Genomic DNA, 24,838 nt, shown 5'->3' with positions numbered 1-24,838 from the left:
CCGCCCACCAAGGCGCCCACGGTGGTCCGCACGGCATCGTTGCGGATATGGCCCACCTGCGGCATCACCGACGCGGTCACGCCCGCGGACACGAACCCGTGCCCGAACTTGCCACCGCTCAGGCTCTCCACCACCCCGCCCGTCGTGGCCTGCAGACCCACCTTTTGCCAGGCGCTCAGATTGCCCGCATTGGCGATGCCCATCGTGATGCCCGCCGAGAACGCGCCAATGACACCGCCCTTGAAGGTGCCCGTCGCCACGTAGCCACTGGCGAAACCAATGGCCACCGCATAGCCCAGCTTGGCCCAGAAGCCACCAGCCTGCGGTGCGACCAGCGTGCCGATGACCGCGATGGCAATGCCCACCAGTTGCCGGAACGAGCTGTTATGGCTTCCAACAATGTGCCGCCCACCAGCGCACCGGCGACCGTGCAGCAGGCGCTACTTAGCATTTCCTGACGTGCGTCTGGCTCACACGAATCTGAGACGTTACAGATCAGCGTTGGCTAGCTGTTTTATCAAAAACTGGAGTAACGCCTACCAACCCTGCGATCTTGTAACTTGGCCACTGCCATCCGGCATCCACACTTCTTTCGAAAGTTCCTATCAATTCAATGTATGAGCCTTCTTCTGCCTGAAGAGATTTCTCATACGCCGCGACTCTGGATGGCTTTACCCCCTCATGAAACGCCCCTATCTCAATAGCCGCCTCCATGTTGGAGATATCGCGCTGCTCCTTTGAGAAGAACAACACCCGCCTTCGTAGCCCCCCTTCTGTTTCCGTATGGAGGTACCCTTTCACCCTTACAACATGACCTAAGTATTGAGCGCTTCCAAGCAGCTGAAAGAACGACACCGAGCAAACCAGATCTGACGTGAACCCAGTCTCTTGGCAGGCCATTTTTTCGCTCTCTTTAGTGCAACCAATGATTGCCACCAATGCAAATGCGAGCAGCGCCATCAAATTAGTCTTCATGGATTATATTTCCCAGCATTCCAGTCATCAGCATATCCCCGTCTCTCCAAGTATCTGTCGTAACTCCAAGAATACCTATAGCTCGGCCCAACCACATTGGCATCCACAGCGTGACGGATTGAGTATCGATAATCATCGGGAGAAAAATCTGGAATCGCTCGTTCATGATACGGATGCGTGTGCATCCACTCAACAAAATCTAGCCTTTTTAGTCCAATGTAGCGTGCATCCAATGCAACGACATGAAATTGACCGGAACTGTGCGCCGGGCCAAAAAAATACAGGTCCGTCTTTTTTTGCCAATATATCTTCGCACCTATCTCCGTCCTGAACTCCTCACTGATTGGATAAACGATATCACCCCACTTTTCCTTCATTCCGATCAACTCTACCTCGGTATAACCTCGACTAAAGAAGCCAGCCTCCCTCAGAGCAGTATTGGCCCGCGTCGAAGCGTTGTACCCCTTCTCCCAATCCACGGGATCGGGATCGCCCAGCGCACCAGTTTGGTGTGGCTGAGGTGGCCGCGCCATCGCCCCCTGAATCGCCCCACTGACCGCCCCATTGGCAAACTTCCCGCCCGTGGCCTTGGACAGCGTTCCGCCCACCAAGGCGCCCACGGTGGTCCGCACGGCATCGTTGCGGATATGGCCCACCTGCGGCATCACCGACGCGGTCACGCCCGCGGACACGAACCCGTGCCCGAACTTGCCACCGCTCAGGCTCTCCACCACCCCGCCCGTCGTGGCCTGCAGACCCACCTTCTGCCAGGCGTCCAGGCCGCCCGCATTGGCGATGCCCATCGTGATGCCCGCCGAGAACGCGCCAATGACACCGCCCTTGAAGGTGCCCGTCGCCACGTAGCCGCTAGCGAAACCAATGGCCATCGCATAGCCCAGCTTGGCCCAGAAGCCGCCAGCCTGCGGTGCGACCAGCGTGCCGATGACCGCGATGGCAATGCCCACCAGTTGCCGGAACGTGAACATCCCCGTCGGGTCCGTGTACGCCAGCGGGTTGTTGAACACGTAGGTGTACGCGTTCCAGCTCTGCGCGTTGTCCGGCGACTGCACCAGCGGGTCCGGTTGCAGGAACCGGCCCAGCCCCGCGTCGTAGATGCGACCGTTCATGTGGATGATGCCGGTGCCGTCCACCATCTCGTGGCCGGTGAAGCCGCGCGTCGTCGTGGGGTTGCAGGCCGCGCTTTAGGTCGCTTAGCCCGCTACGATTGCCGCAGATCGCAGTGGTGATTAACTAAATTTTCGCCGCAACTCAATCAACCTTTAGCAGCAAACCAAATGGCGCAACCCTCATTATATAACGGCCAGTATTCTCATTAAATATGATATCCCTAGGAGGGCTTGATCCACGCTCGTAGAATCCAACATGCCTCACATTAGGCGCAACCTCTTCTTCTGAAAGAATTATGACCCGCTCCTCAACTCCGTTAATGCTGATGTCAGCAATAGGAAGCAATCCGAACTCTTGGCGAGACTGGCTTAGCTTATGTCCGTACGAATTCTCATAACCCAGCACCAGCGATCCCAGCGGAAGAAACCCAGGTCTAATTCCTGCACGGACAGTGGTTACATTACCACTCGGCACACCTCTCAACCTGCTGACAACTGATAACTCGTATTGCGCTCTCTTGCACCCTCCAACCTTCAAGAACTCAAGGCACCTGCCTGAGACAACTCTATATATTGCCATTGACTTTGCATTGCGAACCTCTGCATGCACATCCTGCCTCACCGGAGTCAGCGCCTTCGACTCAAATGAAGCCAAAAGCAGAGCAGTCAGAAGAATTGAGCTAATTTTTACGTTCATGGCAGTCTAATCCTATCGATTACTTCATCCATTTCTCTATGGATTTGATCATGCGCCGGCTGACTTGTTGCACGAATCCATCGCTGAGCAAACTTAGGGTTTCTGTGCAGAACTTCGTGACCATAGTTCTTTAAATTCTCCAACCGATCAGATGTCATTGAGCCCTTAAAGAATCGAATCGGCTTATTTGGATAACCATAACCATCTATTTCCGCGTATCCGAGAATTGAAACTCGATCGCCACCTATACGTTCCGCATATCCTTCCACATCATAGTACGTCGCATCTAGATATTCGCTCAATGCTGGATTTCGACCCAATAGACCCGCCGACTCGCGAGTTTCTATTTCCGTCAAGAATCCGAATTCTGCGGGAAGGTCGCCTGACCGCCTAAGCGAATAAAAATCTCTCTTTGCTTGATCAAGATATGCGCCCCCCATTTCATCTCCAACGTCGGTGGACGCAGATTTTCCATTCTTGAGATATGGCTCAGTCTGAGCACGTTCATCGGCACGCTTGCTCATCGCCCCCTGAATCGCCCCACTGACCGCCCCATTGGCAAACTTCCCGCCCGTGGCTTTGGACAGCGTACCGCCCACCAGCGCGCCGACCACCGTGCGGCCGGCGTCATTGCCAATATGGCCCACCTGCGGCATCACCGACGCGGTCACGCCCGCGGACACGAACCCGTGCCCGAACTTGCCACCGCTCAGGCTCTCCACCACCCCGCCCGTCGTGGCCTGCAGACCCACCTTCTGCCAGGCGTCCAGGCCGCCCGCATTGGCGATGCCCATCGTGATGCCCGCCGAGAACGCGCCAATGACACCGCCCTTGAAGGTGCCCGTCGCCACGTAGCCGCTAGCGAAACCAATGGCCATCGCATAGCCCAGCTTGGCCCAGAAGCCGCCAGCCTGCGGTGCGACCAGCGTGCCGATGACCGCGATGGCAATGCCCACCAGTTGCCGGAACGTGAACATCCCCGTCGGGTCCGTGTACGCCAGCGGGTTGTTGAACACGTAGGTGTACGCGTTCCAGCTCTGCGCATTGTCCGGCGACTGCACCAGCGGGTCCGGTTGCAGGAACCGGCCCAGCCCCGCGTCGTAGATGCGACCGTTCATGTGGATGATGCCGGTGCCATCCACCATCTCGTGCCCGGTGAAGCCGCGTGTCGTCGTGGGCGAGGCGCTGCCCGAACCGTTGGGGTCACTGTAACTGCGGCGCTCACCGAAGGCGGTGAAGTCCAGCCCCTCGGCGAGGGCCCCCGCAGCATCGGTGATGCGCACCACACTGCCCAACTGGTCATGGAACAGGTACCGGGTGGCCTGTACTGCGCCCCCGACCACCGTCTGCTGGACGATGCCGCCGATGACGCGCCTGGCGGTGGTCAGTCCTCCTTGCAGGACGAGTTCCACCCCGCCCAGGTACAGCGTGACCTTGCCGGCTTCCTCGCGCTTGTAGCGCTGCCCGTCCGGACCGTACCAGAACCGTACCCGCTGGCCGTTGCCCATCTGGATTTCATGCGCCTTGCCGTCGGCGCTGTAGCGGACGGTGCGGTCGTTCGCCGTGCCCGGCGCATCGCGCAGGGTCTGGTTGCCGCGCTCGTCGTAGTAATAGAACTCCGCCGCGGCGCCCACCCCAGTCTGGCTGACCGCGTGCGGACTGCCGGTGATGGCGGCCAGCGCGACGATGCCGCTGGTCGACAGCAGTGACGAGGGGGATGTGGATGCCGTGCGCGCATTCACGAACTTCGAACGCGCGGCCACGGCCGAACGCTGGAATGCCTTCGGGCGTGAAGACGACACGCCGGAGGATTCCTTGCCAGCCACCTGCGAGGCAAGCGGCGGCGACGAGACCGACGACGCGGCGCCGGTCATGGCGCCCGGGGAAGCGCGCTTCTCCATCGGCAGCAGGTAGCTGCTGAGGTCGCGCGCCGCCTGCATCTGTCCGGCCACCGGCATCGCCAGCGCGCCGACGCAGCCGTCGCCGCCGGGATAGGCGTAGCCGGTGCCGTTCTTGCTGCAGATGTTGCCCAGGCCGTCATAGGCATTGAGTAGCGTGGCCTGGTTGACCGGCACCCCGTTGGCCCACGCCAATCGCCCTTCGGTCAGGCGATTGAGCGCGTCATAGGTGAAAGTCTCCAGGTAGCGGCCTTCCTTCTGGTGGGTGCTCAGGTTGCCGGCGGCGTCCCACGCATAGGCCTCCTTGACCAGGTTGCAGGCGGCGTTGCCCGCGCAGATTTCAGCGATGCGGCCGGTCTGGGCGTGGTACTGGCGCACGATTTCCATCGCCGCCGACTCGCCGCGGCGCTCGCGCACCACGTTGCCCCAGGCGTCGGTGGCGAGGGTGCGCTGGTAGGTTTCCGGGCCGCTGCCACAGGCCACATTGACGTCCACGCTGTCGCTGGCGCAGATCGCGATGGGACCGCGCGGACCGTACTGGGTCTTGGTCCACAGCAGGCTGGCATCCTGCGATTTCCAGGGGCGCCCCAGCAGATCGTATTCCTGGGAACTGAAATACCACTGCCCGTCCACGGTCGCCTGGCTGCCCTGCGGGCGGCCGAGCGCATCGTAGAAGTACTGGCGCGAGTAAGCCAGCTCGGTTCCGGTCTGTCCGGACCAGGCCCCGTAGTTGCCGGCGATGGTTTCGCTGGCCAGTTGTCCCGCGCCGTTGACCGCGTTGTCGAAATCGAAAGTGGACACGGTTTCCACGGCGCCGCCGGGCAGCTTGGCGGTCTTGCGCCAGACACGGCCGCGCGCGTCCAGTTCGTGTTCCACCCGGTAGCCGCCATTGTCGGTCTGGGCGATCAACTCGCCCAGGGCGTTGTACTGGAACAGGGTGATGCCGGTATCCGGATCGTTCTGCTGGATTTTCCGGCCCAGCACGTCATAGCTGAAACTGTTGCTGATGACCCCGTTGCCCGCATTGCGGTTGACGCTGCGCAGGTTGCCGTCGGCGGTGTAGGCGAAATCGGTCTGCATGCCGTTGGCATCGACCGCGCTCACCAGTTCCCCCTTGCCGTTGCGGATCTGGGTGGCCGGGTTGTTGCGCTGGTCACGGGTGGTCGTGCTCAGACCCGCATAGGTGGTGGTGACCTGGTTGCCATCGGGCGTCTGCGTGGCGGTGACCCGGCCGAGGATGTCGTAGCTGGTCGTGGTCCATAGACGTTCGCCGGAGGCGCAGACCGCCCCCAGGCCGGTGGGTCCGGTGGTCCCGGCGACGCCCGGCAGGAAGAACGGATTGGAGGTGCGGGTCGGCCTGCCCACGGTGTCGTACTGGGTGCAGACAGCGGACACATCCTGTCCGTTCACGCCGACGTTGAAACTCTCCACTGCCTTGAGCAGGGGGCGGCCCATCGCATCGAAGTAGGTCCACTGGCGCGGTGATTCCGTCGCCGCCACCTGCTGGCGGAAGCGGGCACCATCCGGGCATTCGACCGCATTGGCGCCAGTGCCGCACCAGCGGTAGGTGGTAGTGGCGCTGGCGCCGCCCTGCCCGGGGTTGGCGTTGGGCGCGGTGCGCACCCAGGTGAAGTAGTCCCGCCCCAGCAGGCCGGCCATCTTCATGGTGCGGACGTTGTTGACGTCGAGCGTATTGACGGGATTGCCGAAAATATCGCGGTCGGCGATGAACGTGGTACGCAGTTCCTGCGCGCCCGTGCCCGACCAGAACGGTTCATAGCTCGCCACGGGAAAACGCCCAGCTGCGTCATATTCCAAGCGCGAATAGCGTTTGACCGTGTCCAGACCCGTGGGATGGAACGCAAGGCCCGCCGTCGAGCAGTTGGTGGCGGGCGCGGCGCAGGTGGTGGACTGGATGCGGTTGCCGTATTCGTCCAGCGTGTAGGTCCTGGTGGAGGCGAGTTCGGCACTTCCTCCGGGTTGGGTGCGCTCCTCGTTCAACAGACCGGTGGCCGCGCCTCCCATCGCATAGCCGAAGCCGGTCGTGCGGACCACGTCGGCCTGGCCGGGACGGCGATGGGTGATGGTGCTCGCGGTCAGGCGCCCGAGCCGCCAACGGGTGACGTCATCGGTATAGCTGTTGCTGGTGATGAGTGTGGATACCAGCGCACTGTCGCTGGTATAGGTATCCACCACCGTCTGGCTGACATTGCCGTTCGCGCCATAGCTGAAAGCGGTCGCCACGCGGCTGGTCACCGCGCCGGTGTAGGGATCGCGCAGGTATTCCTCCGAACCCTGCGTGCGGGTGTGCAGGGGCGCCTGCGCGGACAACGTGGCCGGCGCCGATTCCCAGCTCTGTATCTGGTTGGAGAACCAGCTGCCGCCCAGTGACGGGAAGGCCTGGCCCGGGGTGGCAAAACAGCTGTCGTTGACAGTGCCGGCCAGACAGGGGGACACCGCGTAGGCCTGTCCGATGACGGCCGACTTCACGGTCTGCACCGGCATGCCCACGTACGGGAAGTTCTGGGCGTAGGTCGTGGTGGTCACGACATGACCGCCGGACTGGTTGGTATCCACGGTGGCGATTTCGCGGAAACCGAGGAAGCCGCGCCCGCCGCCCTGAATGCGTCCACCGGCATAGCGATAGTGGACGCTGGCCTTGGCGCTGGGATCACCCGCCACCGGCGAGGAGCTGGCGACCCGCGCCACTACATAGTTCGGGGTGAGCAGATCCATCACCGCGGAACCACGCCCCCAGTTCAGGCCGTTGCGCGAACCGGTGTCGCGCCGGTACACGGCCGCATTGGTCAGCGGGGCGTAGGTGATGTCGGTTTCCAGACCCAGCCCGTTGGTGACGCGAGTGATGACGTCCCGGGGCCTGAAGAGTTGGGTGCCTCGCGAAAAATACAAAGCGACGGTGCTGCCGTAGAAACTTAGGGTCTGGAAATCCGGATTGCCGTCGCCATCCGTGTCGGAGAACCAAGCGGCACTTTGGGCGGGATTGCAGTTGCCATCGCAATGCCGGGCATTGCCGCCGGGCAGCGGTGCACCGGGGGCGAACCCTCCCGTGGCCAACGCGCGGCGCCAGTAGTAAACCTTATTGCCTACATCCACGAGATAGAGTGCGTCGGCGCGGCCGTCGCCATTCACGTCGGCAAATTTCGCGTAATCCTCCAATCCGCCAGGCACCGGAAGCTCGACGTCATACTGCATGCCTGCACCGGTGTTGATCCGATATAGCCAAGGGCCGGTTCCGATACGGCGATAAACCGAATCGGTCAATCCGTCACCATTGAGATCAGCCAACTGCAACGTGGACACCGTCCCGGTGGCCACCGCGCCGTAGGCCCCCAGCGTCACCGTAGTCGACGTCAGCGACTTCACGCTGAAAGCTATCAGGTTGTAGGCCGTGCCCCCAGTCACACAGGGTGGGCGCGCCGGCGCGTTCGCGGTGTCCGGCGTCGAGTCGACGATCACATTCTCATAGCTGCGCGCGGCCATCAGCGGGTCACAGATCGGTTCCGCGAAACGAATCCGTGTTGTCACTTGGATAAGGAGATCCGAGGCGGCATCGCCGTTGAAGTCCGCCAGTTGCGTAAAACTTCCGAGCGTACTCGGCGCGGTAGCCGCGGTACTGGTGCAGGTATCCCCTGGTGCGCAGGTGTATGCCGCCTGTAGATCGGCAGGATCAATCTGGACCATCCGCTCGGATCCCCAAGCAAAGCCTGCCGCCTGACGCTCCATCAAGCGGGCCCGCATCCCCGAAGCGGAGGGATAGACGATATCGGTCAGACCGTCTCCGTTGAGATCAGCCACCTGCGCCTGCTGGTTCGCAGCATTGTCCGAAGGCACCACCGGAGAAAGCCCGGCGATGAGATCCACCGTCATGTCGAAATGCGTGCCATTGGAAGGATGAACACGCCACCCCAGTCCCGCGGCGCTCGAGACGAACAGATCGTCCCGCCCATCGCCGTTGTAGTCCAACAAGTGCCAGGCGCCCTCCCCCCGGGCGGTGATGTCGACGGGAACGCAGTTGTAGGTCGCGTTGGTGAAAGTGGGACGGCCCGCGGTATCCAGCGCTCCCAGCATGCTGATGATCCAGCTTCCACCGATGCACCCTTGCCCCGCCAGGTAAAGCACCGCGAGATCTTGCCGCCCATCGCCGTTGAAATCGCCCAGCTTGAAGTGCTTGAAATGATCGGTGGCCAGGGAAAGATTGGCCGGCTTCTCATAGCTGGCGAACTGATTGGCGCCACTGCTCCACAGGAATGAAGTCGGCGAACTGCATACCGCGGCGGTGTTGTCGCGGCATTCCTGCAGCCCCACCAGCGTGTCCAGGCCGCTTCCCGATGGCGCCACGGAATAGGTCAACAAGGTGTGGCGCGCCTGCTGCTCCTTTGCGCAACTGCCGCTGGTGGCGCAACTGGTGATGCTGTCCAGCCGATGCGAGCCCGTGATTACCCCGCCGGCGACATAAGCGCGCGTCCATTCCGCGGCCGGCCGCACGTTGTAGTTGAACTGCAGCTTGGCGTATGGCGCATGGCTTGCCGACTGCCCGGCCAGCGCGATCTTGCCGGTGTAGCGCACCTCGGCCAGCAGATGCTCACCGGTACCCGCGCCGGAGGGATTTTCCGCATAGATGTAATCGATGTAGTTGCCGGTCGAATCCTGGAAGCGCGTCTGTGCCCAGAACAGCGCCGCACCCGGACGCATTGGAGACGTGGTTTCCACAAAGCCATCCGGACGGTTGGCGCTGCCATTGTTGTCGCGGTCTCCATACCAGCTGATGGAACCGTCCTTGCCTTCCACCGTGAAGAAGGCCGGTCCCAGCGCGGCATTGACCGTGTAGGCGCAGATGCGGCGGAACGAATCGATTTCGGTGGCCAGGGCCATGCCACTCATGCCGCCTGCGGCCGGACAACTCGCCGTGCTCGGCACCAACCGCTGGCCATCCAAGCAGAAGCGATCCGAGGCGGAAAAACTGATGGGGCGGAAATCGCCATCCGGTGTCGCCGCGCCCAGGAAGTCGCCGGCCTCGCGCGTCGCGCGGCAACGTGTGACAGAGGAGAGACCACCGAGCGACCAGCCTTTGCCCAGCGGGCCGTACCCCCCTTGGCTGGAATAGGAAAGGCTCAACCGCGGTTCCACGCCTGCCGTTCCAGGTACCGTATACAGCGGCACGTCGTAGGTGGCGGCACCGGATTCATCCACTCGAAACTCGGCGGCGGTCGCCGATACCGCATCAGAGAGGGGATCGGCATACACCACGACTCCCGGCGGCGAACCACCTCCGACCACCTGTGCAATCACATCCGCCAGGCGCAGGCCCAAAGGCGCCAGCAGCACGGTCAACACCACGATAAACAGGCCAATCGCCAAACGTGGCGAAGGCACGGAAGTCTCGATAGGCACAGCGGAATCCCCAATTCCCCGCGCCCCTACACGCATCCCGGCGCGCTTTTCCATGACAACCTGTCGCCCGCACCGCCAGGACATGCATCGCGTCCGCGTACGCTTGCGACAATCCTTGGTGCCCACCTTCTGCTGACACCTGAGCGCTGTTTTACTCTGGTGTAATTGTGATTTCAACATTCGCAGCGACAAGAAATAACAATGTCAAGGAATGATCACATTCCCTCTTGTCGGCGAGGCGGTGCCTTGCCGATGCGCCGATATCATTCTGGTGCAACACTGGCGTCCATTGTCCCCATTCCTCACCCATTGGAACCATGGACCGGGGGCATGCCTTGGAGACAGGTCATGAGCATCGAAGTACAGGGTGTGTGCGCGTTGCTCCAGGTCTTCGACATGCCAACGTCCGTCCGCTTCTATCGGGACGTGCTGGGCTTCGAGATCGCAGAGACGTCGGCGCGTGACGGTGACCAGTTCGACTGGGGACTGTTGCGGCTGGGTGGCGCGGAGCTGATGTTGAACACGGCCTATGAACCCGGTGACCGGCCGGCGTCACCGGATCCACAGCGCATGTCGCAACATCGCGATGTCTGCCTCTACTTCGGTTGTCCGGATCCGGATGCGGTGTATCGACGGTTGCGGGAACGCGGCGTCGAAGCCGAACCGCCGAAGGTGGCGCCATACGGCATGAAGCAGTTGTATGTCAGCGATCCGGACGGCTTCCTGCTGTGTTTCCAGTGGCCCGCCGCATGAGTCGTATCTGCCGCCGCTGCCACGAACAGCCTCGCGTGGCGGGTGCGCTGCCATGGCCCGTGGACCTTCCGCCCTGGTTCTGGCTGGATCACGATGTTTCCGACGCATACTGCAGCGACTGCGCGAACGGCATCCTGTTCCTGTGCCTGCGCGTACTTGGCCTGCTGGCCGGACTCGGCATCGTGGTCGCCATCGCGTTGTCCTGGCACGCAACCACCTGCTGCCGACAAACCCCGGACTGCACCCATGTACACCTTGCGATCCCTGCACGCCGATGACGCCGACGCGGTGCTCCGGCTCAATGCCGTCGCGACGCCCGCGGTGTTCACGCTCGATGCGGCCGAATTGTCGCGACTCATGGCGATCTCCGGCCTGCATATGGCCGTCGCGGGAACGGGAAGTGGTCTTGTGGGTTATGCGCTGGCCTTCTCCCGCGACCAGGCCTATGACGGCGAGGAATTCCTGGCACTTCGACGAAGCGTGGGGGTTCCCTTCCTCTATGTGGATCAGATCGTGGTGGACCCAGGGTTGCGCGCCGCCGGACTCGGACGGAAGCTCTATGCCGCGATGGAAGCGCGTGCCCGCGAGCTGGGCGCACCGACGCTCTGCTGCGAGGTCAACACGTCACCGCCCAACCCCGCTTCGCTCGCCTTCCATACGCGCCTTGGCTTCACCCGCCTGGATGACAGGGTGACCGCCGACGGGCGTGTCGTCGCCCTGCTGCGCAAGGATCTGCCGGCCCGGGGCTGATGCCGTTCAACCGGATGCCGGATGCTCTGGCCGCGCTCGCGCCGGGAGCGTCGCCGCCATGTCCGCATCCGCCCACACGCTGTCGCGCGGACCAAAGCGCGCGCGCCGCCGCGCATGCACCGCCATCAGCACCAACGCGCCCGCACCCAGCAGTGCGATGCCATCCACCCACGCCAGCGCACCGGAGGGAAACCACGCGCCGCCCAGATGCCAGCGCCCAAGCAGGCTGCTGAAGGGAATCAACAGGGTTGCGAATGCGGCGAACAGCGCCAGCTCCCAGGACGCGCGGCCGGCGCCACGCAGGAACGCCCATCCCGTCGCCGCCAGGAACACCGCGTAGTAGACGATCCGATGCCACGCCGCCGGATCCTCCACCCGCCCCGGCAGCCACTTGGCCGCGGCGAGCGTGGCGGAGATGCCGGCCACGCAGCCCAGCGCCACCCCCACGGTCAGGCAGGCCATCACCCGGCTCGAACGTCGCTGGACGACGATGCCCAGGCCGCGCTCCTTCCTGCGCCGCGACTCCAGCCACAGCACGTTGCCGGTATAGAACAGCATCGCGCCGGCCAGGCCGAGCAGGAAGTACGCCCAGCGCACCGGCAGTCCGCCGAAATTGCCGAAGTGCAGGCTGAAGAAACTGGCGATCGCCGTCTCGTAGCCCGCATGGCGTCCGGGAATGTCGTCCGTGTGCAGTTCGCCGGTATAGGGATTGGCGCCGACCAGGGTGGAGATGCGCCCACGAATCGGATGGCGCGGATCCACGCCTTCCAGCCGTGCCTGGGTCACCCCGCCGCGGGTCTGGTAGCTCACCGCCAGCACTTCGAAACCCGGTGCCTGCGCCCGGGCCCGCCGAACCAGTTCCGCGGGCGGCATCACCTGCGCGCCCGGCGGGCGCTCCGGCGGCGGCTCCCCGCCCCATTCGATGGCGGTCGGATAAACAGCCCGCTCCTGCAGGTCGTAAAACTGATCGTGGAAGGCGAACACCACGGCGGTCAGCGCCATGACGATATGGAACGGCAGGCTCAGGATGCCGAGCGCGTTGTGGGCATCCAGCCACATGCGCTTGAGGTTGTGGCCAAGGCGCAGCGCGAACAGATCCTTGACCAGGGTCGGCAGGAGGACGATCACGCCGGACACCAGCGCCACGCAGTACAGCAACGCGATGATGCCCATGATCGGCATCGCCACCTCGTGCGGAAACGGCAGGCCGACCTGCTGGTGGAGGACGTCGATCCACTCCGCGACCTCGGCTTTCTCCAGTGCCTGGGTCTGCAGGCGGCCTTCGCCATCCAGCGCGGCGGCGAAACTGGCGACATCGCCGCGCCGCTCGCCGCGCACGTGCCACAGCATCCGCGCCGGAGTATCGGGTGTTGGCGTGATGCGGATTTCATAGTCGCGCGCGGCTTCCGGATGCGCGGCGATGGTGGCGGCGACGAGCTCGGGCGCGCGCTCCAGCGGCAGTGCCGGTGCCAGATGGTTCGGCGGACTGGCCCAGCGTTCGAGTGGTTTCTCGAACATGGTCAGCGCGCCGGCATAGAACGCGATGAACAGGCACAGCCCACTGAGGATGCCCACCCAGATGTGGACGTCCTTGTAGACCTTGATGATGTCGTTGCGGATGCGCATGCGGGGCCCGATAGGAAGAATCAGCCCGCCAGCCAGCGGCTGGCATACAGCAGGCCGAATGCCAGCGCGTTGGCCAGCGACAGCCACAGCCACGCGCGCAGCGGGGTGCGGAACAGGAAGACGAAACCCAGCACGAGCGCCCAGATTGGCGCCATCAGCCACATGTTGAACTGCAGCTTGCCCGGTCCACCGGCGATGCCGCCCGGTCCCCACCACGCGAACAGGCCCGACACCGCGAGCGCCAGGCCGAAGCCCAGCAACAGCCCGGCGCAGCTCTTGCCCAGCCAGTGCCGGCTCTGCAGTTTGGATTTGGCCTGGCTCATCGCGCCGCCCGCTTCCGGTTGCGCGCCCGCCATGCGCCGAGGAACGGCATCACCGACCACACCAGCATCAACAGGGTGAACCAGGTGAACGTCGCCGCAAGCGCACCGAGCAGTTGCAGCAGCGCCGCAAGCGAGATTACGAGGCACAGCCCGCCCGGCCATCCGCGTGCCCGCGCGGGCCACGGCCCGGTGGCACGCCACGACTGTTGTGGCGAAGCCAGGTAGAGCAGCACGGCGCCTGCGATGCCGGCACCCGAGGCCAGTACGATCAGGATGGGGTTCATGGTGATCCCGATTGCGCGAACCCACGCAGGAACAGCGGCAATGAAGCACCCAGCGTCTGCCCGTGCGAAAGGCCCGGCAGCGGAACATAGCGCGCGTCGAAGCCGCGCGCCTTTTGCTGTTCCACCAGATCCTTCGCCGCGCCCGGCGGCACCGCCTCGCGTGCACGCCGCATCGGGGTGTGATCCGGTCGATCGACGCTTGCGGCGGATCGTAAATCGGCTTCGGCGGCCCCCACCCCGGCCCTCCCCCGCAAGCGGGGGAGGGAGCTTTCGGGCGGGCGCTCCGCGCCTCCTGCATTCCCCGGCGAACGAAGAAGCGGATTTTCGGGCGAACGTGCCGCGCTTCCGCCCCTTCCCCCGCCAGCGGGGGAAGGCTGGGATGGGGGCGCTTTCGCCGATGAAACTTCATCGGCGCTCTCGCCTGCGGCCAGCCACAACCTCGTTGCCGACGCGGGCCGCGCACCGACGGCCTCCTTCAACAGGTAGCCATCACCCCACCACAGCGAAGGATCCACCGCCGCGTAGACATCAAATTCCGCCGGCCGCGAGAACAGCGCATGCAGCACGAGCACGCCACCGTAGGAATGCCCCCAAATCGCCTGTCGCGCGTCATCCAGCGGCACTACCTGACGCACTCGCTCGCGCGCCACGCCGGTGAGGAAGTCGAGGAAAACGTCCGCACCGCCATTGCGGCGTCCCATCGGATCCACCTGTGCGGCCTCTCCGCCCGGCAGGCGCGGGGTGTAGTCAAGCGCGCGCGCCGCGCCATCGATGCGCAGATCGTTGTCGTGGGCGACGAATACCAGCAAGGGCGGCACCGGTGACGTTGCCAGTTCCTGCAACAAGGCGGCCGGCGTTTCCATCAGTGCCGCGTTGCCATCCAGCAACCAGACCGCCGGATGGCCCGTGGAAGGCGGCGGCGCCAGCGGTATCGCGAGGTTCAGCCGATAGCCCTGCCCGCCCCCTTGCGCCGGCAGGGTGACGCGTTCGAAGCGGTATCCCGGCGCACCGGTGTCGGCGACCGTGGTGCCGATGCGACGTCCCGGGTCCGGCTGCGCGACGGCGGGTATCGCCATCGCCAGCAACACCGACATGATGAAACCAGACAGCACTCTCACCAGCTGAGCCTCGCCGTCGCCATCACCGTCCGGCCACTGCCGTAGTAGCAGGACGACACGCCGCCGCAGGTCGACACGTACAGCTTGTCCGACAGGTTGCTGACGTTGAGGCTGAATTGCGTATGCACGCCGCCGAAATCGCCCAGGTCGTAGCGCAGGGCCGCGTCGAACAGCGTGTAGGCGGGAATCCGGAACACATTGGCGCTGTCGCCGTAGCTTTCGCCGTTGTAGCGCACGCCAGCGGCCAGGCTCAGTCCCGCCAGCGCGCCACCCTGGAAGGTGTAGTCCGCCCACAGTGATGCGGTGTAGTCCGGCACCATCGCGATCTGCTTGCCCCGGTAGAGATCGCTGCGGGTCATTTCCGAATCCATCCGGGTCGCCGCGCCGATTACGCTGAAGCCTTCCAGTGGCGTGATCCGGCCTTCCAGTTCGATGCCGCGCACGCGTCCCTCGCCATCCTGGATGGAACAACGATCCTGGCCGGTGGCGCCGCAGGTGTTGTGCGCCGGATCCGGATCCTGGGTCAGCACGTTCTGCTGGCGCAGGTCGTAGGCCGACAGCGTCACCAGCCCGTCGAAGCCGGCCGGCTGGTACTTCAGGCCAGCTTCCCATTGCTTGCCGGTAATCGGATCGAATGGCGTGCGGGTGAAGCTCTGCAGCACGCTGGTGGTAGAGGGCTGGAACGATTCTGCATAGCTCATGTACGGGGTGAGGCCGTTGTCGAACAGGTAGACCACGCCGGCGCGGCCGGTGAAGGCCTCGGCGTCCAGTTGCGTGCGCGTCCACGCACCGGTGACGCCGGTGGCCACGGTGCGCGTGGCGGTCGCGGTGTCGTCCTTGGTCCAGTCGTAGCGGCCCCCCAGGGTGAAGCGCCAGTTGTCCAATGCGATCTGATCCTGCAGGTACACGCCCGTCTGCCGATTGATGCCGCGCGACAGGCTGATGCTGCGGGTCACCGGCACGTAACCGGTATAGACCGGACGGAAGATGTCGATCGGCGCCGGGTTGGTCATCGCACCCCGCTGCGCATCCCAGTCGGCCTTCTGCCAGTCCACGCCCAGCAACAGGGTGTGCGAGGCGGCGCCCGTGTCGAACTTGCCTTGCAGGCGGGTGTCGACGGTATCGCCGTCCGAATCGCCGGTGCCCCAGGTGGCGCGGCGGTTCTGGGTGCGGCCATCGGGATTGAGCCCGCCGCTGGTGACCACGGTGCGGAACAGCGAATCCACGTGCGTGCGCCGCGTGCTCTGGCTCAACGTCCAGTTCGTGTTGAAGGCGTGTTCGAACAGCCAGCCGGCGGTCCAGATGGTGCGATCGAAGGTGTTCCAGTCCGGCTCACCGATGAAGGTGGTGTTCTTCATCCGGCCATAGCGGGTCGGTCGCAGGGTGCCATCCATCGGCAGGAACTGGTAGGTCGATCCACCATCGTCCTTCTGGTACAGGCCCAGCAGGGTCAGGCGCGTGCGTTCCGCGATCTGCCAGCTGTAGCTTGGCGCGAGGAAGCCATGCTTCTGTTCGGTGTGCTTGATCTGTGTGTCGCCGTCGCGATACAGGCCGACCAGCCGGAACAGGTGCGCATCGCCCTGCTTGCCCGCACCGACGTCGAACGCGGCGCTGGCCTGGCCGTGGCCGTCCACGCCGATGCGCAGCTGCTGCTCCGCATCCGGCCGGGGGGTCTTGCTGACCTGGTTGACCATGCCGCCCGGAGCGACCTGCCCGTACATGACGGCGGACGGTCCCTTCAGCACTTCGACCCGTTCCAGGTTCCAGCTGTCGAACATGGTCCGGTTCCATTGCCCCCCCTGCGGCGCGCGCATGCCGTCGAGGGTGACGTTGTTGCTCCAGCTGCCGGCATCGAAACCGCGGATGCGGAAGTCGTCGACGCGATTGTCGATGCCGGTGCTTTCCAGGCTAACGCCGGCCACGTAGCGCATGGCGTCGTTGAGGTTCTGCACGCCGCGCGCATCCAGTTCCTCGCGTGCGATCACCGACACCGACTGCGGTGTCTCGGCGAGGGTGGTGTCGGTCTTGGTCGCGCCCTGCGCGTGGGAAGTGGTCCGGTAGGCATTGACCCGGACGGTATCGAGCGTGGTGGGCGCGGGTGCATCGGCCTCGCCCGCCGAAGGCGACGCGGTCTGCGCCATCGTGCTGGCGGACAGTGCGAAGAGCGATGCGAGGGAGAGGGAAAGCGGAGTGCGCGCGAAAACGCGCCGTTGCATGCTGGACACGGAAACCAACCTGGGGCAAAGGGGGTTGGCTGACTGCGTCCGCAGCGGCTGTCGGGGGACATTCTACCCAGATGAGAATGATTCGCAATTGATTTAGATCAAGGCGCCTGTCCTTCCGGCGAAGACCGTCCCCGATTCCGCCAGGGGCTTCGTCGTTCCACTCGCTGGCGGGGACCCACTTTCGCCAGAGGCCGGCCACCACCGAATCCCGTGACATCTCGCCGACATGGATTCCAGCGTTCGCTGGAATGACGGGGTTGAGATTCCGAGGTCCGTCAACCAACTGCCGTCGTCCCAGCGAAGGCTGGGACCCATTTTTTGCGGAGAGACCGGCCACCACCGAATCCTGCGACATCGCGCCGACATGGATTCCAGCTTTCGTTGGAATGACGGAGTTGAGATTCCGAGGCCCGTCAACCAACTGCCGTCGTCCCAGCGAAGGCTGGGACCCATTTTTGCGGAGAGACCGGCCACCACCGAATCCCGTGACATCTCGCCGACATGGATTCCAGCGTTCGTTGGAATGACGGGGTTGAGATTCCGAGGCCCGTCAACCAACTGCCGTCGTCCCAGCGAAGGCTGGGACCCCTTTTTGCGGAGAGACCGGCCACCACCGAATCCCGCGACACCGCGCCGACATGGATTCCAGCGTTCGCTGGAATGACGGGGTTGAGATTCCGAGGCCCGTCGACCAACTGCCGTCGTCCCAGCGAAGGCTGGGACCCATTTTTTGCGGAGAGGCCGGCCACCACCGAATCCCGTGACACCGCGCCGACATGGATTCCAGCTTTCGCTGGAATGACGGGGTTGAGATTCCGAGGCCCGTCAACCAACTGCCGTCGTCCCAGCGAAGGCTGGGACCCATTTTTGCGGAGAGACCGGCCACCACCGAATCCTGCGACACCGCGCCGGCATGGATTCCAGCGTTCGCTGGAATGACGGAGTTGAGATTCCGGAAATCTCCAAACCAATCTCCGTTCGCCGCCGGACAGACTGCAATGCCATCAAACCGCCGGATGCGCTCAAGCCGCCCGCAGCATCAGGAACAGGCGAACGCTGTAGTAGCCGTCCTGCGCCGCCCAACCGGCCGAGCGCAGCGCGCGTTCGCCGGCTTCCCAGGGTTCGTTGTCGCGCAATGCCTCCACGGTAAACGCGCCGTTGAGGTTGCAGAAGAAGAAGCGGAACCAGTGCGTGTGCGAGGCGAGTGTTTCAGCGCGGACGGCGGCTTCCAGTTGGGCGAACAGGCCCTCGGGTATCGGCGGCTGCGCACCCGCCGATCCGCGGGTGCCGAAGTTGCCGATATGCGCGGTGTAATCGCGGCCGGCAATCGACCAGGTTTCCACCGTCACCTGCTCCTCGTCCGCCTGCCCCCACAGCGCCGACAGGAACACATGGAAGGCGTTGCGGGTGAAATTCGCCATGCCATCGTTCAGGCCGTCCTCGCCCTCGCCGATGCCGGCGAAGTTCTCCTCGACGATGGTCTTGTCCGGCAGCACCACGTGCACGTCCAGCCGGCCCGTGGTGTCGCCGGGGTGCCAGATCGCGCGCATCGCCGGCAGCTCGCCACCGGGTGCGATCCAGTCGCCCTCGGTGACATGGGCGATGTGGTGGGCTTCGAACAGGCGGGCCAGGTATTCGGTGGTGGTGGACGTGATCATCGGGCGGGAAGTTTCGTCGGCAGCCACCATCTTCGCGGCTGGAGTCGAATCCGCCAAGCGCGACCACGCGATTGCGCCATCCAATGCCAACGCGGCACGCGGCGGCTCGGCCCTCATTCCGCTTCCCGTACGATGGCGGCCAGGTGGTCGACGCACGCTTCCACGCGTGTCTCCCAGCCGTTCCAGTCATCCTCCGCCTCCCCGCGATAGACCGCTACCGCGTGCGCGAGCACGGGGTGGTGGACGGACGGCACCTGCCCGACGATGCGCGCCACGGCGACGTCCTTCGCGACGATGTCGCCATCGCGCAGGGTGACCCGCATGCGCGCGAGCGTGAGCAGCGCATGCGTCTCCTCGCCCCGCCAGTGGCGTGCGACCTCGGGCATCATCCGGACGATGGCCGCACGGAGGTCTCCTGCCGGGATCTCCGGCAGCAGGTCGGCGGCGGGCGGTCCCCGCAGCGCGATTCCCTTCCCGCGCGCCTGCGCCAGCAGCAGGGCGATGTCGGGATCCGTTTCCGCCTCCGGCACCCGCCCGTCTTCAATCTCCATGCGCAGCCATTCGCCGAACTGCAATTCACGGCGTGCGGGAGGCCGCCAGGGCTGGATGTCGGACAAGACCAGGCAGGTCACCTCCAGCGGCTGCACGCCGTCCTTCGCGGGATAGGTGGACAACGCCAGCAGATCGCGCATCAACAATCCGCGCGCGGCGCCATCCAGGCAACGCCGCAGTATCACCAGCAGGTCGATATCGCTCTGGGGTTGCAGGCCGCCCTCGACGAAGGAACCGTAGAGGTAGATCGCCAGAAGATCGTCCCCGAACCGCGCGGACAGCAGATCGGCGGCGTCACGCGCCTGCCGCGGAACTTCCACGTGGGGGATCAACGGTCGGACCTCATGGACCCGGAGCAACCCGGCTTTGCCTGCGCCCGGCGACGCGCGGCCCACCACGAAGCCGCACCCGCGCCCAGCGTCCAGGCCAACAGGGTCTGCGGACTCGCGTGCAACGCGCCAATGGCCGCCAGCGCAGCCGCATCGGTGGCGACAAAGGCGAGCAACGCCGTCAGGACATGCCCGGAAACAAACCGGAGCGCGAGGAAGTGGACGAGCAGCGCCACCGCGCACGCGCCCAGCCCCAGCACGATGGCGGCATGCCAGAGGACAATCGGGAATCCATGCGGCATCACGAACGCGCTGGTATGGCCCAGCACGTAGATCGATATGTAGACGGTCGCCAGCCCGGAGGCGATTCCCAGGATTACGCTGATCAGTGTTTTTTTCATCCGTGGCACTCCCCGCCTCGCCGCACGTCTGCGGTGCCCGCCGCCTGACCATAGCATTCGTGTCCCTTGCGTCACAGCCGGCGCAGCCACTGCCCGCGGATGAACCCGTTTCCCCTGCCGCCCGTCACCGTCGGCATCGCCTGCAGGAATTTCATGCGTTTGCACTTCGCCCTGTCATCGGACGAAACGGATGAGGCGGTCGCGGCCGCCTCAGGTCAGCGCGGTCATGACCGCCTTCCGGTAGGCCGGCCGCGCCTTCAGGCGCTCGTACCAGGCCAGCAGGTGCGGTGCCGGCGCCCGTTCGATCGGCATCCCGAACCAGGCGTAGATGAAGCTGCCCAGCGGGATGTCGCCCATACCGAACGACTGGCCGGAAAGATAGGGCTGGGTGGCGAGCGCCTGCTCCGGAATCCGCAGCAGCGCGTCGATGTCATGAATGCCGGTCCGGATGGCGGGCCAATCCTGCTGTTCCGGCGCGGTTCGCAACACGCCCCAGAAGACATCGCGGAACGGTCCGGCGAAGGTCGAGGTGGTCCAGTCCATCCACTTGTCCGCATCGGCGCGCAGGGCGGGATCGGCCGGATGGAGATCCGCCGTCCCGTATCGCGCCATCAGGTAGCGGACGATCGCATTGGATTCCCAGAGCACGAAGTCGCCGTCCTCGATCATCGGCACCCGGCCATTGGGATTCTTGCCACGGTACTCGGGACCGTCGACCAGGCCGAATGCGCCGCCGGCATTGATGGATTCATAGGCCAGGCCGAGTTCTTCCGCCGCCCACAACACCTTGCGCACATTGGACGAGTTGATGCGGCCCCAGATTTTCAGCACGTGGTGTCTCCCGGTCGAAGCAATGGCGGCGGCCCGTCGCATGCAGACCACATGCAGATCAGATGCGACTGCACTGGAAAGTATATCGGGACGCCGCAATCCCCCACCGGTTCCGGGCGTTGGCGCGTGGCCCGTTCGGAGGTCTACGATGGTTCATCCCAAAAGGGGGCCGGCCATGTTCATCCAGCTTGTCGAACGGATTGCCGCAGGCGAACCCGCAAGCGTCCCGGACGCGCCCGCCGGCCAGGCCGGAAGTGGCGCATTCGATGCAATCGTCCTGGCATCCGATCCACTCGATCTGCTGTTGCACCTGGAGCAGGTCTGGGATGCGTCCGAACCGTGGGCGCCGGAGCCGCGCCCCGCCGGTCCCGCGCGGCGAACCCGCTGGGCCACCGGCGCGTTCGCACGCTTCGCTCCGGATGCGAACCCGGCGTGGCATCACCTCGGCTACGCCTTCCTGCTGGAAAACACGCGTGCCGTGCAGATTTTCCAGCGCGTGCTGCAGCGCTATCGCAGCGGCGAATCGCTGGGCGTGCCGGGCATGGCGACGCAACGCTGGCTGGATGCCACCGAGGTGATCCTGGGCGGCGAAGTCGGTCCGATGGTCCCCGCAGCATCCCTGCGATCCCCGGCACTGGACCCGGAAGCGGTTCGCGGCGAATGCGGCCAGTTGCGGATGGATGAGATCCATGGCGGACGACCCGATTAGATTTTCTTCATAGCCTAAAGCAAAACCAGTTTGTCTTAGTCAGGCCAACGGAGCAGCCTGCCCTGCCCCGCTTCCGGATATCCCCATGCTCCTTGCCGCCGCTTCCGCCGGTTTCGCCGCCGGCGCCGGCCTCATCATCGCCATCGACGCGCAGAACGCCTTCGTCCTGCGCCAGGGGCTGCAACGCCGGTATGTCGGGCGGGTGGTGCTGACCTGCATGCTCGGCGACATCCTGCTCATCGCCTGTGGCGTCGCCGGCATCGGCGCGCTGGTCGTCCGCTGGCCGTTCCTGCTGGAAGCGCTCCGCTACGGCGGCGCGGCCTTCCTGGCGGCCTACGGGTTGATGGCGGCCGGGCGCGCCTGGCGTGGCGGCGGCGCGCTGGCACCCGGAGCCGGTGGCGGTTCCGATGGCCGGCGCGTCTGGCTGGCCTGCCTGGCGTTCACCTTCCTCAATCCCCACGTGTATCTGGACACCATGGTGCTGCTGGGCAGCCTGTCCACCCGCTACGCGGGCCAGGCGCGCGTCGCCTTCGCGATTGGGGCCTGCCTGGCCAGCGTGGCGTGGTTCTCCAGCCTGGGATACGGCGCGCGCCTGTTGCTGCCGATCTTCCGCGACCCGCGCGCCTGGCGCGTGCTGGATGCGCTGATGGCGGTGTTCATGCTGGGCCTGTGCCTGTTGCTGCTGCTCAAGCCGCTGGCGCCGGCACATGGCTGACGCCGGCCACGTCCTGCCAGCGGGAGCGGTTCACGCCGCCGAAGGCGCGGCATCCCGAATCCGGTTGCGTCCCTCCGCCTTGGCGCGGTACAGCGCCTCGTCCGCGTTCGCGAGCAGATCGGAAGGATGGCCACCGTCCACCGCCGCGATGAAGGCCACGCCGACGCTGATCGTGACCACGCCGTTGGCGAGGGGCGATGGCAACGCGAGTTCCTCGACCGCCGCGCGCATGGCTTCGGCGACGTTCAACGCGCCGTTTCGGCCGATGGAGGGCAGCAGCGCCGCGAATTCCTCGCCCCCGTACCGGGCCACCGTGTCCGAGGAACGGTGCGCGCATCCCGCCAGCGCACGGGCGACCGCCTGCAGGATGCGATCACCCTCCGGATGCCCATAGGCATCGTTGATCTGCTTGAAATGGTCGATGTCGATCATCAGCAGCGCCAGCGAGTCGCCCGAGCGCATGCAGCGCCGCCACTCGCGGTCCATCGATTCCTCGAAATGGCGGCGGTTGGGAATCCGGGTCAGGCCGTCGATGCGCGCGAGCACGTCGAGCTGGTCGCGTTCCTCGTAGGTCCGGATCTGCAGCAGCACGCCACGGACACCCGCGCCCAGCGTGGCCAGCACGAAGCCCAGGGCTCCCAGCCAAGGCCGGTTGCCGACCACCAGCGCGGAAATCGGCAGCAGGGTCAGCGGCAGGAACAAGTGGCTGCCGGCCCGCACCAGGTGGTTGCGACGCGGCGGATAGGCGCGCACGACGGGCGCGGAGGGCGATTGCCGGGCCAGGATGGCCAGCCACAGGAACGGAACGCCGATGATCAGATCGGCGTATCCGCCGAAGTCCACATCGGCAAAGAAGTGGTTGGTGATCGCCGCCACCAGCAGATAGGCGACCGCGAAGCAGGACAACGCGCGGAAATAATCGCGTGCGCGGGCGTTCGTGCTGGTCGCCAGCCGCACGAGCGCGAAGGTGGCGATGAACAGGTTCTCCAGATCCAGGGTCAGCCGGAGATCCAGGAAGTTCTGCCCACCGACGGTCTGGTCGGCCGCCAGCGAGAGCGTGTGCGTCGCGTACAGTGCGCCCAGACCGATTGCCAGTACCGCGTCGATGAGCCGCAGGGGCCATGCCTCGCTGCCCGCGCTGGCGATGGCGAAGGTCAGCGGCACGCCGTACAGCACGTACAGGAGCAGGCTGACGGTGGCCGCCAATTGGCCACCGGTCACCGCCTGCCAGGTCGCCATCAGCATGCCGCCGCCCCACAGCAGCATCGCCAGTGCGGCCAGGTCCCATTCCCGCTCCGGCCGCGCCGTGCGCCGTGCGCGCCAGGCGCAGCTGATCCCGGCGATCAGGGTGGCGAGCACCAGGAACGGATAGGACGCCAGGGGCGCGCCACCGGAGATGCCGATGGCGCAGGCATGGGCCGCCAGGAACAGCAGCGCGGACAGGTAGGCCATGTCGAGGTAGGGTCCCCTTTCTCCCTTGGGGCGTCCCGGAAAAATTGATCCGTATGCCACCTGCGGTCAAGAGGGGATATTCGACGGCAGTCACCATTCACGCGACATGTCCGTTTCCGCGCCGATCCCGGCCTCGCTTGGCGGGCTCGACCAACGGCGCGATCGACGTGCTTCAACGTGCCAGCGCACGCGCATCCGCGCCCGCCGGAAACCGCAGGGTGCCGGTCGTGTCGTTCGCTGCCTCCCAGACCGCCTGCGCGACATCGGTTTCACGGGTGAAGGCATCGCTTCCGGCGAACCCGGCGAAGACACGGTTGGCAAAATCCGCATAGGCCTCGGGGATCAATCCACGCATGCGCTCTTCGCCATTGACGGCAAAACGGGTGGTGGGCGCGTAGCCCGGCTCGACCAGTTTCACCGTCACGCCCAGCGTTTCCAGCTCGTGCGCCAGCGACCCGGTGAATCCCTCGATGGCGGTCTTGCTGGCGGTATAGGCCGCCACCAGCGGCATGGGCGCGAGCGTGGCGCTGGAGGTGACGTTGATGATCGTTCCCGCGCCGCGTTCGCGGAACTGCGGAATCACGGCCTGGGTCATCGCCATCACTCCGAAGGTATTGGTTTCGAAGATCTCCCGCACCGTCTGCATCGGCGTGGCCTCGAATGCGCCAAACAGGCCGATGCCGGCGTTGTTGACCAGCGCGTCGATCGGACCACTGGCCCGCAGCGCGGCGGCGATGCTCTCCGGTCGAGTGACGTCCAGCGGCAGGACACTCATGCGTTCGTCCGACGGCAGCCGGTCAGGCCGGGGCGTGCGCATGCTGGCGACCACGCGCCAGCCACGCGCGTGGAAGTGGCGGGCGGTCTCCAGGCCATAGCCGGAGGAACAACCGGTAATCAGGACGGTCTTCATGCGGGAAACTCCAGGAAAAAGGGAGAACAGACGATAGGCGGCCAAAACCGGACTATCCATGCGATAAAGTCCGATTTTGTTTAGCCATCGTCC

Annotated in this window: 19 protein-coding genes and 1 pseudogene; 4 read left to right on the top strand and 16 right to left on the bottom strand. The window is 64.9% G+C overall.

What is annotated here, in order from left to right; translation table 11 throughout:
- From AC3DE2_RS16555 to AC3DE2_RS16535, 5 genes and pseudogenes are all read right to left on the bottom strand, one after another.
- The coding region (locus AC3DE2_RS16555; protein ID WP_488427091.1) for a hypothetical protein at nt 1–365 on the bottom strand (365 nt) is incomplete at its 3' end.
- Nucleotides 366–495: 130 nt separating this feature from the next.
- Nucleotides 496–975: a hypothetical protein gene (locus AC3DE2_RS16550; RefSeq protein ID WP_488426834.1), complete on the bottom strand. Its 480-nt coding sequence runs from the start codon at nt 973–975 to the stop codon at nt 496–498.
- A pseudogene (locus AC3DE2_RS16545) lies at nt 972–2,147 on the bottom strand (RHS repeat-associated core domain-containing protein); the annotation flags it as partial. The pseudogene AC3DE2_RS16545 and the gene AC3DE2_RS16550, both read right to left, overlap by 4 nt.
- Nucleotides 2,148–2,244: 97 nt before the next feature.
- Nucleotides 2,245–2,799, bottom strand: coding sequence for a hypothetical protein (locus AC3DE2_RS16540; RefSeq protein ID WP_488427090.1), 555 nt, complete (start codon nt 2,797–2,799; stop codon nt 2,245–2,247).
- Nucleotides 2,796–10,091 carry a toxin TcdB middle/N-terminal domain-containing protein gene (locus tag AC3DE2_RS16535; RefSeq protein ID WP_488427089.1) on the bottom strand — a complete coding sequence of 2,432 codons (7,296 nt, stop codon included), beginning with the start codon at nt 10,089–10,091 and terminating at the stop codon, nt 2,796–2,798. The genes AC3DE2_RS16540 and AC3DE2_RS16535 overlap by 4 nt, the downstream gene beginning before the upstream one ends.
- Before the next feature lie 366 nt (nt 10,092–10,457).
- Here AC3DE2_RS16535 and AC3DE2_RS16530 point away from each other — a divergent pair, with 366 nt between their 5' ends.
- Both AC3DE2_RS16530 and AC3DE2_RS16525 read left to right on the top strand, forming a co-directional pair.
- Nucleotides 10,458–10,862, top strand: coding sequence for a VOC family protein (locus AC3DE2_RS16530; RefSeq protein ID WP_488427088.1), 405 nt, complete (start codon nt 10,458–10,460; stop codon nt 10,860–10,862).
- Nucleotides 10,863–11,108: 246 nt separating this feature from the next.
- Complete coding sequence (locus AC3DE2_RS16525) at nt 11,109–11,612, top strand: GNAT family N-acetyltransferase (protein WP_488427087.1); 504 nt, start codon at nt 11,109–11,111, stop codon at nt 11,610–11,612.
- Nucleotides 11,613–11,618: 6 nt separating this feature from the next.
- Here AC3DE2_RS16525 and AC3DE2_RS16520 read toward each other — a convergent pair whose 3' ends face one another.
- The 9 genes from AC3DE2_RS16520 to AC3DE2_RS16480 all read right to left on the bottom strand — a co-directional run bounded on the left by AC3DE2_RS16520 (nt 11,619) and on the right by AC3DE2_RS16480 (nt 21,001).
- A complete protein-coding gene (locus AC3DE2_RS16520) occupies nt 11,619–13,238 on the bottom strand; it encodes a PepSY-associated TM helix domain-containing protein (RefSeq protein WP_488427086.1) in 1,620 nt (539 codons plus the stop codon).
- 20 nt (nt 13,239–13,258) lie between these two features.
- Complete coding sequence (locus AC3DE2_RS16515) at nt 13,259–13,561, bottom strand: hypothetical protein (protein ID WP_488427085.1); 303 nt, start codon at nt 13,559–13,561, stop codon at nt 13,259–13,261.
- Nucleotides 13,558–13,845 carry a hypothetical protein gene (locus AC3DE2_RS16510; RefSeq protein ID WP_295382000.1) on the bottom strand — a complete coding sequence of 96 codons (288 nt, stop codon included), beginning with the start codon at nt 13,843–13,845 and terminating at the stop codon, nt 13,558–13,560. The genes AC3DE2_RS16515 and AC3DE2_RS16510 overlap by 4 nt, the downstream gene beginning before the upstream one ends.
- Nucleotides 13,842–14,921 (bottom strand): alpha/beta hydrolase, encoded by a 1,080-nt coding sequence (locus AC3DE2_RS16505; RefSeq protein ID WP_488427098.1) that lies wholly within the window; start codon nt 14,919–14,921, stop codon nt 13,842–13,844. The genes AC3DE2_RS16510 and AC3DE2_RS16505 overlap by 4 nt, the downstream gene beginning before the upstream one ends.
- A gap of 38 nt (nt 14,922–14,959) precedes the next feature.
- Nucleotides 14,960–17,179: a TonB-dependent siderophore receptor gene (locus AC3DE2_RS16500; RefSeq protein WP_488427084.1), complete on the bottom strand. Its 2,220-nt coding sequence runs from the start codon at nt 17,177–17,179 to the stop codon at nt 14,960–14,962.
- Nucleotides 17,180–18,210: 1,031 nt separating this feature from the next.
- On the bottom strand, nt 18,211–18,846 hold the full coding sequence (locus AC3DE2_RS16495; RefSeq protein WP_488427083.1) for a DUF6348 family protein: 636 nt from the start codon (nt 18,844–18,846) through the stop codon (nt 18,211–18,213).
- Nucleotides 18,847–18,959: 113 nt separating this feature from the next.
- The gene (locus AC3DE2_RS16490; protein WP_488427082.1) at nt 18,960–19,718 is read right to left on the bottom strand and encodes an aminoglycoside adenylyltransferase family protein; all 759 of its coding nucleotides are present in this window, start codon (nt 19,716–19,718) and stop codon (nt 18,960–18,962) included.
- Nucleotides 19,719–19,726: 8 nt separating this feature from the next.
- Nucleotides 19,727–20,128: a hypothetical protein gene (locus AC3DE2_RS16485; protein ID WP_488427081.1), complete on the bottom strand. Its 402-nt coding sequence runs from the start codon at nt 20,126–20,128 to the stop codon at nt 19,727–19,729.
- Nucleotides 20,129–20,338: 210 nt separating this feature from the next.
- Nucleotides 20,339–21,001 (bottom strand): glutathione S-transferase family protein, encoded by a 663-nt coding sequence (locus AC3DE2_RS16480; protein WP_488427080.1) that lies wholly within the window; start codon nt 20,999–21,001, stop codon nt 20,339–20,341.
- A gap of 133 nt (nt 21,002–21,134) precedes the next feature.
- Between AC3DE2_RS16480 and AC3DE2_RS16475 the strand changes: the two genes are divergently transcribed.
- On the top strand, nt 21,135–21,668 hold the full coding sequence (locus AC3DE2_RS16475; protein ID WP_488427079.1) for a hypothetical protein: 534 nt from the start codon (nt 21,135–21,137) through the stop codon (nt 21,666–21,668).
- An 85-nt stretch (nt 21,669–21,753) separates the two neighbouring features.
- Nucleotides 21,754–22,383: a LysE/ArgO family amino acid transporter gene (locus AC3DE2_RS16470; protein WP_488427078.1), complete on the top strand. Its 630-nt coding sequence runs from the start codon at nt 21,754–21,756 to the stop codon at nt 22,381–22,383.
- Nucleotides 22,384–22,413: 30 nt separating this feature from the next.
- On the opposite strand, the gene AC3DE2_RS16465 is transcribed toward AC3DE2_RS16470, so the two are convergent.
- Complete coding sequence (locus AC3DE2_RS16465; protein ID WP_488427077.1) at nt 22,414–23,835, bottom strand: GGDEF domain-containing protein; 1,422 nt, start codon at nt 23,833–23,835, stop codon at nt 22,414–22,416.
- Between the two features lie 172 nt (nt 23,836–24,007).
- Nucleotides 24,008–24,745, bottom strand: coding sequence for an SDR family oxidoreductase (locus AC3DE2_RS16460; RefSeq protein ID WP_488427076.1), 738 nt, complete (start codon nt 24,743–24,745; stop codon nt 24,008–24,010).
- Between the last annotated feature and the right edge of the window lie 93 nt (nt 24,746–24,838).

This window comes from Pseudoxanthomonas sp. 68-E7 (genome assembly GCF_057773145.1).
The sequence above is the reverse complement of the archived record's forward strand: the minus strand, read 5'-3'. Positions and strand labels throughout refer to the sequence as shown.

Coding starts and splice junctions, on each gene's coding strand:
- AC3DE2_RS16550 (WP_488426834.1), bottom strand. CDS start 975: ATGAAGACTAATTTGATGGCGCTGCTCGCATTTGCATTGGTGGCAATC.
- AC3DE2_RS16540 (WP_488427090.1), bottom strand. CDS start 2,799: ATGAACGTAAAAATTAGCTCAATTCTTCTGACTGCTCTGCTTTTGGCT.
- AC3DE2_RS16530 (WP_488427088.1), top strand. CDS start 10,458: ATGAGCATCGAAGTACAGGGTGTGTGCGCGTTGCTCCAGGTCTTCGAC.
- AC3DE2_RS16525 (WP_488427087.1), top strand. CDS start 11,109: ATGTACACCTTGCGATCCCTGCACGCCGATGACGCCGACGCGGTGCTC.
- AC3DE2_RS16520 (WP_488427086.1), bottom strand. CDS start 13,238: ATGCGCATCCGCAACGACATCATCAAGGTCTACAAGGACGTCCACATC.
- AC3DE2_RS16515 (WP_488427085.1), bottom strand. CDS start 13,561: ATGAGCCAGGCCAAATCCAAACTGCAGAGCCGGCACTGGCTGGGCAAG.
- AC3DE2_RS16510 (WP_295382000.1), bottom strand. CDS start 13,845: ATGAACCCCATCCTGATCGTACTGGCCTCGGGTGCCGGCATCGCAGGC.
- AC3DE2_RS16505 (WP_488427098.1), bottom strand. CDS start 14,921: ATGGCGATACCCGCCGTCGCGCAGCCGGACCCGGGACGTCGCATCGGC.
- AC3DE2_RS16500 (WP_488427084.1), bottom strand. CDS start 17,179: ATGCAACGGCGCGTTTTCGCGCGCACTCCGCTTTCCCTCTCCCTCGCA.
- AC3DE2_RS16495 (WP_488427083.1), bottom strand. CDS start 18,846: ATGATCACGTCCACCACCACCGAATACCTGGCCCGCCTGTTCGAAGCC.
- AC3DE2_RS16485 (WP_488427081.1), bottom strand. CDS start 20,128: ATGAAAAAAACACTGATCAGCGTAATCCTGGGAATCGCCTCCGGGCTG.
- AC3DE2_RS16480 (WP_488427080.1), bottom strand. CDS start 21,001: ATGCGACGGGCCGCCGCCATTGCTTCGACCGGGAGACACCACGTGCTG.
- AC3DE2_RS16475 (WP_488427079.1), top strand. CDS start 21,135: ATGTTCATCCAGCTTGTCGAACGGATTGCCGCAGGCGAACCCGCAAGC.
- AC3DE2_RS16470 (WP_488427078.1), top strand. CDS start 21,754: ATGCTCCTTGCCGCCGCTTCCGCCGGTTTCGCCGCCGGCGCCGGCCTC.
- AC3DE2_RS16465 (WP_488427077.1), bottom strand. CDS start 23,835: ATGGCCTACCTGTCCGCGCTGCTGTTCCTGGCGGCCCATGCCTGCGCC.
- AC3DE2_RS16460 (WP_488427076.1), bottom strand. CDS start 24,745: ATGAAGACCGTCCTGATTACCGGTTGTTCCTCCGGCTATGGCCTGGAG.